The sequence below is a fragment of the Parahoeflea olei genome (assembly GCF_001703635.1).
Taxonomy (GTDB): Bacteria; Pseudomonadota; Alphaproteobacteria; order Rhizobiales; family Rhizobiaceae; genus Hoeflea; species Hoeflea olei.
Genome location: NZ_LQZT01000003.1, coordinates 17,628 through 29,661 on the forward strand (window position 1 = coordinate 17,628; position 12,034 = coordinate 29,661).

The following is a 12,034-nucleotide window of genomic DNA, read 5'->3' on the forward strand; positions in this document are numbered from 1 at the left end:
AAAGCGGCCGGCGGTTCAGGTGCGGCCGGCGTCCGCTGCGCTATGGTCGGGTGGACGCACCTGCCCCGCCAGATCCTCCGCCGTCATGCCGATGCCCGCGCGCCGGGCCGCAAGCCCGTGCATCGCCACGGCCGCGCAGGCCGCTTCGAAGACGGGCATCGCCTGCGCGAGCAGTCCGCCGAGAATGCCGGCCAGCACATCGCCCGAGCCGGCGGTCGCGAGCCAGGCGGGCGCATCGGCGTTGATGGCCGAGCGGCCATCCGGCGCGGCAATCACCGTATCCGCCCCCTTGTAGACGACGACGGCATTGAGCATGGCTGCGGCGGCGCGGGCGCGATCGACCTTGGAGAGCGCCGGGTCCTTCGCGAGATCGGGAAACAGCCGAGCGAATTCGCCCTCATGCGGGGTCAAGGCGAGCCGGACCGCGCCGCCAAACGCCGCCCCAAGCGCATCGCGGCAGGCCGCATGGGCGGTGATCCCGTCGGCATCGAGCACTACCGGCCGGCCGGTGTCGGCCAACTGCCGGGTGAAAGCGCGCGCCTTGTCGGCGTCGCCGAAGCCGGGCCCGAGCACGAAGGCGGAAAGCCGCCGGTCACCGAGCCAGTCGGCGAGCGCATCCGCCCCGCCAAGCGCGCGTTGCATGATGGCGGTGAAATGGCTCGCCTGGGTCAGGACGGCGTTTGGCGGCGAGGCCACCGTCACCAGCCCCGCCCCGGCCCGCAGCCCGGCCACCGCCGCCAGTCGCGCGGCGCCGGAACTGATCAGCGGTCCTGAAAACACCGCCAGATGGCCATGGGTGTATTTGTGTGCGGCGGCGTCGGCAACCGGCAGGTGATCGCTATAAAGCCCCGGATGGTTGCGCCACAGCCTGTCGTCGCTCGCAATCAGCCGCGCCGGGATGCCGATGTCGCACAGATGCAGGCGTCCGCACAGCGCCCGCCCGGGCATCAGCAAGTGGCCGGGCTTCCGCGCCGCGAAGGTCACGGTGTGTTCGGCGCGAAAACAGGGACCGGTGGGCGCTCCGGTGCGGCCCGACAGGCCCGAGGGAAGATCGACGGCGACGACCGGCGTTCCGGTCGCCTCCGCGCGGGCAATCACGGCGGCAACGTCATCGCCGACCGCCCGGTCGAGCCCTGCCCCGAACAGCGCATCGATGACCACGTCCCCCGCTCGGGGCTGCCAGTCTTCAAGCGGCGCCAGGCTGCCCGGACACTCCGTAAAAGCACGCGCCGCATCGCCGCCGGGCTTGGGCGGCGCGCCGAAGCGCGCGACCGCGACGCCGCTTTGCATCAGCAGCCGCGCCGCCACGTGCCCGTCGCCGCCATTGTTGCCCGGCCCGCACACCACCACCACCCGCAAGGCGTCCGGATAGTGCGCCAGCACCACAGCCGCGACATGGGCGCCGGCGGCCTGCATCAGCGTAAAACTGTCGATGCCGCCGCGCGCCGCGGCAGCATCGATCGCACCCATGGCGGCGGGCGTCACCAACCGTGTGTCGTCAATGGCCATGTGCTGTGGTCGCATGCGCCCGGCGCGCCGGTCAAGCCGGCAGGATGCTGCGGCCGTGATTGGCATCCCAACTCCCCCTGCGCCCATAAAAAGAGCTAACTGATTATGATTTAGGCAGGGCATGACGCATAAAAATTCATCATTCTTGCGCGAGCGCGTACCGAAGCCATGCCGCAACGCGGCCGGGACACAGACGCGCGACACCCCGTATTGACAGCAAAGGCAGGAAACCGGACGATTTGCCAGCGGAAACAGCCGGGCTGGTGCGACATAAAGCCCATTTTATCACCTGCCCGGCGATTTTCCTGCAAAGTGGCACAGTGTGTGCTTTGATACACGCGAGTGGGTTTTGGCGTTCGCCGAGCGGCCCGCTTTCACAGGACAGAGCGGAGAATTGGTTCTCATGAAAAAGATCGAAGCGATCATCAAGCCCTTCAAGCTTGATGAAGTGAAGGAAGCCCTTCAAGAAGTTGGTCTCCAGGGCATCACTGTCACCGAGGCCAAGGGCTTCGGTCGCCAGAAGGGCCACACAGAGCTTTATCGGGGCGCCGAATACGTCGTCGACTTTCTCCCCAAGGTGAAGGTCGAAATCGTCCTGGCCGACGAAACGGCGGAAGCCGCGATCGAGGCCATTCGCAATGCGGCCCAGACCGGGCGCATCGGCGACGGCAAGATCTTCGTCTCCAGCATCGAGGAAGTCATCCGCATCCGTACCGGTGAGACCGGCAACGACGCCATCTGATCACTATGTCCCGCACCCAGCAGGACATCAATCGTCTAGACCAACAGGGAAATTACAAATGACGACTGCCACTGAAATTCTCAAGCAAATCAAGGACAACGACGTCAAGTTCGTCGATCTGCGCTTCACCGACCCCAAGGGCAAGCTGCAGCATGTGACCATGGACGTGTCCGCCGTGGATGAAGACCTGTTCGCTGACGGTGTGATGTTTGACGGCTCCTCGATCGGCGGCTGGAAGGCGATCAACGAGTCCGACATGGTGCTGATGCCCGACACCGCGACCGCGCACATGGACCCGTTCTTCGCCCAGTCCACCATGGTGCTGATCTGCGACATTCTCGACCCGATCACCGGCGAAGCCTACAACCGCGACCCGCGCACCACCGCCAAGAAGGCCGAAGCCTATCTGCAGGCCTCGGGTCTCGGCGACACCGTCTATATCGGTCCCGAGCCCGAATTCTTCATCTTCGACGACGTCAAGTACAAGGCCGACCCCTACAACACCGGCTTCAAGCTCGACTCGAGCGAGCTGCCGTCCAACGACGACACCGACTATGAAACCGGCAACATGGGCCACCGTCCGCGCGTCAAGGGCGGCTACTTCCCGGTCCCGCCGGTGGACAGCTGCCAGGACATGCGCTCGGAAATGCTGACCGTGCTCGCCGAAATGGGCCTGACCGTCGAGAAGCACCACCACGAAGTGGCCTCCGCGCAGCATGAGCTCTGCATGGTGTTCGACACCCTGACCCGTCAGGCCGACAAGACCCAGATCTACAAATACGGCGTGCACCAGGTCGCCAATGCCTATGGCAAGACCGCAACCTTCATGCCCAAGCCCGTCTTCGGCGACAACGGTTCGGGCATGCACGTGCACCAGTCGATCTGGAAGGGCGGCAAGCCGACCTTCGCCGGTGACGAATATGCCGGCCTGTCGGAAACCTGCCTGTTCTACATCGGCGGCATCATCAAGCACGCCAAGGCCATCAACGCCTTCACCAACCCCTCGACCAACTCCTACAAGCGTCTGGTCCCGGGCTATGAAGCGCCGGTGCTGCTGGCCTATTCGGCCCGCAACCGTTCGGCCTCGTGCCGCATTCCGTTCGGCTCCTCGCCGAAGGCCAAGCGCGTCGAAGTCCGCTTCCCGGATCCGACCGCCAACCCCTATCTCGCCTTTGCCGCCATGCTGATGGCCGGCATCGACGGCATCAAGAACAAGATCCATCCCGGCAAGGCCATGGACAAGGATCTCTACGACCTGCCGCCGAAGGAACTCAAGAAGATCCCGACCGTCTCGGGCAGCCTGCGCGAAGCGCTGGAAAACCTCGACAAGGACCGCAAGTTCCTCACCGCCGGCGGCGTTTTCGACGACGACCAGATCGACGCCTTCATCGAACTGAAGATGGTCGAAGTCATGCGCTACGAAATGACTCCGCACCCGGTCGAATTCGACATGTACTACTCCGCCTGACGGAAACGGACGGGCCGCTCCGACGGCCCGCCTCTCCACAAGGCTGAGAAAACCTCCCGGGGAACAAAAAAAGGCCGGCGGATTTCCAAGATCCGCCGGTTTCTTTTTTGCTTCAGGATCAGGACGATGGGTTCAGTTTTTCAAGCGCTGCTTGAGAAGGTCGAGATAGTCCTCGTTACCGCTGTCCGCCGCAGTCCCGGCGGAGGCCGCTTTGCAGGCGGGCTTGTAGTCGAGCGCCATGCCGGTCTTGACGCAGCTTCCCACCCGCCAGCCCGGCGGCAGCGCGCCGAGATCCACCGACTTCCATTTCGGATGCCCGGTCTCGCGCAGCCGCTCAAGCCCGCTCAGCATCAGGCTTGAGAAATCCGCCACCGTGGCACAGCTCTCGCGGTGATAGGCATTGCGTTTCGGGTCGTAATCATAGGTCATCAGCACCGCCTTGACCGCGACCAGGTCGACCGGTTCGGATTGAAACCCGTAAGTGCCGGCGGGGATCTCGGCCCTGGAATAGGTCGCGAGCAGCGGCGCCTCGGTGATCGGCAGCAGATGGAACTTCGCAGGATCGATCTCGGTCTTCGCGAACAGCGAGGCGGGCGCGCCGGCGACATAGAAGAAGGCATCGATCTCGCCGCCCTCGAGCTTCGGCAGCGCCGCATCCGGATTGAGCGTCACCCGCTCGGATGGCTTGACCTGGAGGATGTCGAGGATCAGCGAGGCGGTAAGATACGTACCACTGTCCTTGACGCCGATGGCGACCTTGCGGCCGGCGAGATCGCGCAGGCTGCCGATCTCCTTGCGCGCGAGCACATGCACCTCCTCATTGTAGAGGGGAAACATGATCCTGACCCCGCGCACGGCGTCCTGGATCTCGGGATCATTCTTCTCGTAGGTCTTGAGATATTCGAGCACATCGCTCTGGACGATGCCGAACTGGGTGTTGCGGCGCTTGCGCACGCCCACGAAATTTTCGAGCGAGCCCGCGCTTTCGACCACATTGAGCGTGAGCCCGCACTCTGCGCCGAGCGCGGCAATGTCCTGGCCGATGCGGATATAGGTGCCGGTCGGCCCGCCGGTCATGATGTTCCGCTCGAACTCGGCGGCCTGGGCCGCGCCTGCGGCAGCACAGGTCGCGGCAACGGCAAGCAGCAGCCCGCGCAGGGGAAGGGCAAATCGTGTCATCGGCAGTCTCCTCGTCTCAGCACGGGCTGTTCAGATCGCGGATCAGGTTGCGCAGCGTCAACAGCGGCACCCGGTCGAACACCGCCGCAAGGGAATCGGTCACGCAGGCGCCGGAGACCAGCGCATCTTCAAGCTTCCGGCGTTGTCGATCGGTCAATGCGTCGAGCCCGGGGGCTGCCCGCAGCGCGGCGGACACGGCCGCGCCGTCCCTCGGTTCGGCATCGGGCGCGTCTGCGACGGTTCCAGACGGGCTCCCCTTCGCAGGCGCTGCCGCCGGCACTCCGGCGGCAGCCGCTTCTGCCGCGGCCAGCTGTCGTTTCAGGTCAGCGATAGTCGCCGTTTGGGCCGCTTGGCTCGCGCGCGCCTTCTCCAGTTCTCCCCGCACCGTCTCGAGATCGGCTTCTGCCCGGTCCCGCTCGGCGGCGAGCTGCGGGATCGTCTCGTCCCGCAACTGGGCCAGCTCTTTGGTTAGGCGCGCGATTTCAGCCTCCGCCCGGGCCGCGCCCTCGCCTCGGTCCGCATCGCGCGCGGCAATCCTGGCTTCCAGCACTTGCGTCTGCTCGGTGAGCGCCGCCACTTGGCTTTGCAGCCGGTCGCGCTCGCGGGTCACGGCGTCAAGCTCCGCCGCGTCCGGTGTCGCGCCCGCGGGCGCCGCCGCCGCCAGCTTCTCGGCCATGGCGTCGAGTTCGGACGCCTGGCGGGCGATGGTGTCCTTGAGCGCCCCGATTTCCGCGGCGTCCCGGTCGCGAGCTGCGCCAAGCTCCTCGATCTGGCGGCGCGCAGCGGCGAGTGCCTCGTCTGCCCCGGCGGCCGTGTCCTGTCCCATCAGGTTCAAACCCGCCCCGCCGGCATCGAGCGCGCGCGAGGCGATGAAGCCCCCGGCCCCGCCGAGAAGCAGCGCAACGATCACGGCGACCAGGCCAAGGCCGCGACGGCGGCCCCGGGTCGGAACATCGGAATCCCTGCCCCACTGATTGGCCAAATGAGCGTCCTTCCTGACTGGGCTGTCGACATCCCCTGCCGCGCCGAAGCGGTGCCGGCCCCACACCGGCGCATGCCAAAGGGGTACCGTGAAACCCACCCCCGTGCAAGCAAACCGGCCCGCGCGCGGCTCCAGCAATTTGGTTGGCGCGGGTCCGATTGGCCGGCAAACAAGCGTCTGGACACAGGGCAAAAGGCCGGGGCAACCCAGCCGCCCCGGCCTTATCTCATTGCGTCGCTGGCGTAACCGCCGCGGACTACTTCTTGGCCTGGCTGCCGATGAAGTCGCGGACGATGCGGACAATGCCGCGGCCGAGCACGGCGTCGAGTGCGGCGATGAACGCGTCGACATGCTCGCGGCCGCAGATCAGCGGCGGTTCCAGCCGGATCACGTTGCGATTGTACTCGGTGAACGCCACCAGCACATTGTGGTCGCGGAACAGTTCTGCACCCACGAAGCCCGACAGCGACCCCTTGAGCTTGTCGTCGAGCAGCGCCACCATCGGCCTCAGCAGCGCCGGCAGGGTCTGGCTGAAATCCTGGAATTCGAGCCCGACCATGAAGCCGCGGCCGCGCACATCCTTGATGATCTGCGGATACTTGTCCTTGAGCCCGTTCAGCCGCTCGATCAGGTAGCCGCCGACCCGTTCGGCATTGCCGATCAGGTCCTCGTCATACATCACGTTGAGGCCCTCGATCGCGGTCACGCAGGCCTCGCCGATGCCGCCGAAAGTGGCCTGGGCGTGGATCATCGCCGTCTTGGGCGTGCCATAGGCCTTCATGTAGACCTTGCGCGAGGCGATCATCGCCGCCATGGCGGTCTTGCCGCCGCCGAGCGATTTCGCAAGCGCCGTCACGTCCGGCACCACGCCCGCCTTTTCAAAGGCGAAGAAGTGACCCGAACGGCCCATGCCGCACTGCACCTCATCGGCGACCCAGAGCACGTCATGCTTGTCGCAGAGCGCGCGCAGTTCCCGCCAGAATTCGACCGGCGCTTCGATGATGCCGCCGCCACCCTGAATGGTTTCGAGCACGATCACGCCGATTTCCGGATCGCTTTCGAAGGCCTTGCGGATCGCCTCGATGTCGCCGAACGGCACCTTCACGGTGTTGCCGGTCAGATTGAACTCGCCGCGATACAGCTCGGAATCGGTGAGCGAGAGCACGCCCTTGGTCTTGCCGTGAAACGAGTTGTGGGCATAGACCACCTTGGAGCGCTTCGGCCCCGCGGCGCGTTCGGCCACCTTGATCGCCGCCTCCATGGCTTCCGAGCCGGACGAGCCCAGAAACACCATGTCGAGATCGCCCGGCGCGATTTCCGCGAGGTTCTTCGCCAGCGCCGAAGCATACTGACTCATGAAGGCGATCGCGATCTCGTGCCGGTCCTCGTCCTGGAAGGCCTTGCGGGCGGCGATGATGCGCGGGTGGTTGTGGCCGAAAGCGAGCGAGCCGAAGCCGCCGAAGAAATCGAGGATCTTCCGGCCGTTCTGGTCGGTGTAATACATGCCCGACGCGGTCTCGATCTTGACCTTGTGAAAGCCCAAGAGCTTCATGAAATGCAGCTGGCCGGGATTGATGTGGTCCTTGAACATCTCGGTCATGTCGGAGAGCGACATCGCCTTGGCGTCGGCGACGCTCAGAAGCTTGGGCTTGCGCACGGCGGGCGACCCGGCGGTGGCGGAAGCCGCAAGGGCGCCCCCAGCCGCATCGGTGTCCGAAAGGGCGGGCGCATCGACGGCGACGCGGTTGGGTGTGTCAAGCATGGTTCGGCTCCCTTGAATTCGGTTATTCGGCCGCTGCGACATGGGCGGTTGCGGACGAGCCGCCCCGCGCCTTTGCGGCATGGTATTCGTCGTAAGCGGCGATCAGCATGTCCTCGTCGCGGTATTGCGGCACCCAGCCGAGCTGGCGCTCGCTCTTGGAAACGTCGAGAACGCAGTTCTCGTCGGCGATCAGGTACTGTTCCGGATCCATGATCGGCATGTTCATCAGGTCGAACAGGTCGAGCGTGCGCTTGACCGCCCAGGCGGGCGTCGGCAGCAGGATCGAGCGCGATCCGGCATGCCTGATGAGATCGCCCAGAAGCTTGCGCACCGGCGGCGGATTGATCGAGCCCAGATTGTAGGCCTCGTTCGGAACGCCCGCCTTCCAGGCGAGCCGCGCGGCCTCGGCGCAGTCGAACACCGAGATGAACTGGTAGGGATTGCGCCCCGACCCGATCATCGGCACCGGCAGGTTCATGTCGATGAGCTTGAACAGCTTCTCGAGAATGCCGAGCCGGCCCGGGCCGATGATCAGCCGCGGCCGGAACAGCGAGATCGCCATGCCGCGCTCGCGCCATTCAGCCGCGAGATGTTCGGTGTCGAGCTTGGACTGGCCATATTCGCCGAGCGGCGCCACCGGGTGCTCCTCGGTCATCGGGAAGGCCAGCGTGTGGCCGTAGATCATGTCGGTGGTGAAATGCACGAGCTTGTTCAGCCCTGCCCGGTCCATCGCCTCGATGATGTGGCGGGTGCCGTCGTAATTGACGGGATAGAAGAAGTCATGGCGCTTGGCGCGCACCTGCAGCGGCGAAAGCATCTTGGCCGACAGGTTGTAGACCATGTCGTCCTTGGCAAACGGCACGCGGGCCACGTCGTCGGGACGGGTGACATCGCACATGATCACTTTCGCATCGCGGTAGAAGGCTTTGTGCTCCCTGACGATATCGGCGATCACCACTTCCTCGCCGTCTGCGAGGAGTTTCTGGGCGAGATGGCGTCCGACGAAGCCGTCGCCTCCGAAAATGATGTGTTTCATCGCGAAATCTCACTTGCTGCTACGTTGATCTTGGAAAGCTCGGCTGTCTCGACCGTGTCCGTGGCGTGGCCGCCACGACCCGATTGCGCGATCAGCACCGTGCCGACGCAGATGAAGGCGATGCCGGCGATGCGCCAGCTGTTGAGGTCTTCCTTGAACAGCACAAAGGCGAACACCGCCACGGCCACATAGGCGAGGCTCAGGAACGGATAGGCGAACGACAATTCCACCTTCGACAGGACATAAAGATGCGAGGCCATGGAAATGACGAAGGTAACCAGACCGGCAAAGACCCACGGATTGAAGACAATCTGGAACACCCGCGCGATCAGCGTGTCGGCGGTAAAGCTCAGCGGCCCGAGCGTGAGCATGCCCTGCTTGAGCATCAACTGCGCGGCCGCATTGGTCAGCACCGTAAATAGAATGAAAACGATGTATTTCATGGCCCACTCCCACTGAGGATGGGAGCGTTTCTATTCCGATTTCACCAACATCCGGTTCACCGGCGCGGTCAATATTTCCTTAAATTGCAACCAATCCCGAAATGAAACGGTTACGGCTCTCCATTGCACCGGCGCTCAGCGGCCGAGCAGGAATTCGAGCGTCTGCTTCCAGTCGGTCATGCGGATCGGGGTGCCGTGCGAGCCGGTATCGAACAGCACGAACCGCGCCGGATAGGCGGCCGAAGTCGCACGCACGGCATCGAACACCGCCTTCTGGCTCTCCCAGGGATAGACCGTGTCGAGACTGCCATGGGTGAACATCAGCGGCAGCCGCGCCTTTGCGGCGGCACTTCGCGCGAGCCCCATGTCCGGCGCGCCACCGAGCAGCGCCATGCCGGCAAGCCGCGGGATCACCTCTGGGTCATCGGCGAGCTTCGAACAGATGAACGCGCCCATCGAGGCGCAGGCCAGGACCACCGGGGCGCGGCCGGCCATGATCAGCGCCTTGACGTCGGCGGCTCCCGTGTCGTCGAAACTTCTGATGGTGGGGGCGAGATAGGCGCCGCCATTGACCAGAACCAGGTTCTTGAGCCGGTTGAAATTGCCGCCGAAGGTGTAATCATTCATGCCGAGCCGCTGGTCGCCGCCGCGGCCATGCACGAAGATGACGGCGAAGCGCGCGCTGGCATATTCGCCGGCGAGCCCCAGCTCAATGCTGCGGCCATTGGCCTCGTGCACCGCGACACGGCTGTAGCGCTTGACCCGCATCGAGACATAGGAGGACTGCACCCGCCGTTCGGGCTCGATGTCGCGCTTGTGGATGTCGCGCATCTTGTCGTAGGCCACCACCGTGAAGGCCTGGTCCTCGCTCATCGACAGGATGCCGGGATAGGCGAACAGCCGGTCCTTGTGGCCCTTGAGTTCGAGGGCCTGCGCATGTAAGGGCGGGCCGGCCATCACGAATGCCACGAAAAATAGCGCGCCCTGCCCGGCAAGAACGCCGCGCAAAGCCCGCCACCAAATGCTACACAGTCGATTGAAAGCGCGGATTCTGGCACACTCCGGGTGATTCGTTTCCCCAATTTACATCAGGCGTCACGGCAACATGGACGATTCCAACGATCTTTTTTCCTCAATCGACGCACCGGCGGCAAAACCGGCGCCGGTCGCGGAGCGGTCTCAGCCCCGGCAGCCTGCCGAGCCCGCCGCCAAGCCGGCACGCCCCGCGCCCGCAAGCCGTGCCGCCCCCTCGGGGGGCGACAATTACGATGCTTCTGCGATCGAGGTGCTGGAGGGACTGGAACCGGTGCGCCGCAGGCCCGGCATGTATATCGGCGGCACCGACGAGCGCGCGCTGCACCACCTGTTTGCCGAAGTCATCGACAACTCGATGGACGAGGCCGTGGCCGGCCACGCCAATTTCATCGAGGTCGAACTCGATGCCGAGGGCTATCTGTCGGTCACCGACAACGGCCGCGGCATCCCGGTCGAAAACCATCCGAAATTTCCGGGCAAATCCACCCTCGAAGTGATCATGACGGTGCTGCATGCCGGCGGCAAGTTCGACAGCAAGGTCTACGAGACCTCGGGCGGCCTGCACGGCGTCGGCGTGTCGGTGGTCAACGCGCTGTCCGACGACCTCGTGGTCGAGGTGGCGCGCAACAGGAAGCTCTTCCGCCAGCGCTTTTCAAAGGGCGTGCCGCAGGGCGGGGTCGAGGAACTCGGCGACGTGCACAACCGTCGCGGCACCAAGGTGCGCTTCCATCCCGATCCCGAGATCTTCGGCGCGGCGCTGAAATTCGATCCGGGCCGGCTCTACCGCATGGCCCGTTCCAAGGCCTATCTGTTCGGTGGCGTCGAGATCCGCTGGTCCTGCGCTCCGTCGCTGGTCGAGGGCACGGACACGCCCGACAAGGCGGTGTTTCATTTCCCCGGCGGCCTCAAGGACTATCTCGAGGCTTCGCTCGGCGGCGAACACCGGGTCACGCGCGAGATTTTTGCCGGCAAGACCGAGCGCTCCGGCGGCCATGGCTCGCTCGAATGGGCGGTGACCTGGTACGGTGGCGATTCCTCGATCAGTTCCTACTGCAACACCATTCCGACCCCCGACGGCGGCACCCACGAGGCCGGTCTCAGGATCGCGCTCACCAAGGGGCTCAAGGCCTATGCCGAGCTCACCGGCAACAAGCGCGCCGCAGCGATCACCACCGACGACGTGATGATCTCCTCGATCGGCATGCTTTCGGTGTTCATCCGCGAGCCGGAATTCGTGGGCCAGACCAAGGACAAGCTCGCCACCGTCGAAGCCCAGCGCATCGTTGAGACGGCGCTGCGCGACCCGTTCGACCATTTCCTGGCCGATTCCCCCGCCGAAGCCGACAAGCTCCTGGAATGGGTGATCGACCGCGCCGACGAGCGCGTCCGCCGCCGCAAGGAAAAGGAAGTCAACCGCAAGTCGGCGGTGCGCAAGCTCAGGCTGCCAGGCAAGCTCTCGGACTGCAGCCAGACCGCGGCCGCAGGCGCGGAACTGTTCATCGTTGAGGGCGATTCGGCCGGCGGCTCGGCCAAGCAGGCGCGCAACCGCGCCAACCAGGCGATCCTGCCGCTGCGCGGCAAGATCCTCAACGTCGCCAGCGCCGGCCGCGAGAAACTCGGCGCCAACCAGCAGATCGCCGACCTGATCCAGGCGCTCGGCTGCGGCACGCGCTCGAAATACCGCGAGGAAGACCTGCGCTACGAACGCATCATCATCATGACCGATGCCGACGTCGACGGCGCACATATCGCCTCGCTGCTGATCACCTTCTTCTACCAGGAAATGCCGGAACTGATCCGCCAGGGCCATCTCTATCTGGCGGTTCCGCCGCTCTACAAGATCACGCAAGGGGCCAAGTCGATGTATGCGCGCGACGA

Annotated in this window: 9 protein-coding genes and 1 pseudogene; 3 read left to right on the plus strand and 7 right to left on the minus strand. The window is 64.9% G+C overall.

The features are described 5' to 3' along the window. Nucleotides 1–15: 15 nt before the first annotated feature. Nucleotides 16–1,509: a bifunctional ADP-dependent NAD(P)H-hydrate dehydratase/NAD(P)H-hydrate epimerase gene (locus tag AWJ14_RS03990; protein WP_066175251.1), complete on the minus strand. Its 1,494-nt coding sequence runs from the start codon at nt 1,507–1,509 to the stop codon at nt 16–18. 403 nt (nt 1,510–1,912) lie between these two features. Between AWJ14_RS03990 and AWJ14_RS03995 the strand changes: the two genes are divergently transcribed. Further along, the gene (locus AWJ14_RS03995) at nt 1,913–2,251 is read left to right on the plus strand and encodes a P-II family nitrogen regulator (RefSeq protein WP_066175253.1); all 339 of its coding nucleotides are present in this window, start codon (nt 1,913–1,915) and stop codon (nt 2,249–2,251) included. A gap of 58 nt (nt 2,252–2,309) precedes the next feature. Beyond that, on the plus strand, nt 2,310–3,719 hold the full coding sequence (glnA, locus tag AWJ14_RS04000) for a type I glutamate--ammonia ligase (RefSeq protein WP_066175255.1): 1,410 nt from the start codon (nt 2,310–2,312) through the stop codon (nt 3,717–3,719). 132 nt (nt 3,720–3,851) lie between these two features. Here the strand turns inward: glnA and AWJ14_RS04005 are convergent, their stop codons facing one another. The 6 genes from AWJ14_RS04005 to AWJ14_RS04030 all read right to left on the minus strand — a co-directional run bounded on the left by AWJ14_RS04005 (nt 3,852) and on the right by AWJ14_RS04030 (nt 10,090). After that, entirely contained in the window at nt 3,852–4,898 is a 1,047-nt protein-coding gene (locus AWJ14_RS04005; protein WP_083219999.1) for a TAXI family TRAP transporter solute-binding subunit, read from the minus strand. A 16-nt stretch (nt 4,899–4,914) separates the two neighbouring features. After that, entirely contained in the window at nt 4,915–5,880 is a 966-nt protein-coding gene (locus AWJ14_RS04010) for a hypothetical protein (protein WP_066175257.1), read from the minus strand. 256 nt (nt 5,881–6,136) lie between these two features. Further along, nucleotides 6,137–7,642 carry an aspartate aminotransferase family protein gene (locus AWJ14_RS04015; protein ID WP_066175258.1) on the minus strand — a complete coding sequence of 502 codons (1,506 nt, stop codon included), beginning with the start codon at nt 7,640–7,642 and terminating at the stop codon, nt 6,137–6,139. A gap of 22 nt (nt 7,643–7,664) precedes the next feature. Beyond that, a complete protein-coding gene (locus tag AWJ14_RS04020) occupies nt 7,665–8,678 on the minus strand; it encodes an NAD-dependent epimerase/dehydratase family protein (protein ID WP_066175260.1) in 1,014 nt (337 codons plus the stop codon). Continuing rightward, on the minus strand, nt 8,675–9,121 hold the full coding sequence (locus tag AWJ14_RS04025) for a DMT family transporter (protein ID WP_066175262.1): 447 nt from the start codon (nt 9,119–9,121) through the stop codon (nt 8,675–8,677). The genes AWJ14_RS04020 and AWJ14_RS04025 overlap by 4 nt, the downstream gene beginning before the upstream one ends. A gap of 135 nt (nt 9,122–9,256) precedes the next feature. Further along, nucleotides 9,257–10,090: an alpha/beta fold hydrolase gene (locus AWJ14_RS04030; protein WP_245304125.1), complete on the minus strand. Its 834-nt coding sequence runs from the start codon at nt 10,088–10,090 to the stop codon at nt 9,257–9,259. Nucleotides 10,091–10,226: 136 nt separating this feature from the next. Here AWJ14_RS04030 and AWJ14_RS04035 point away from each other — a divergent pair. Beyond that, nucleotides 10,227–12,034: pseudogene (locus AWJ14_RS04035) on the plus strand (DNA gyrase/topoisomerase IV subunit B); the annotation flags it as partial.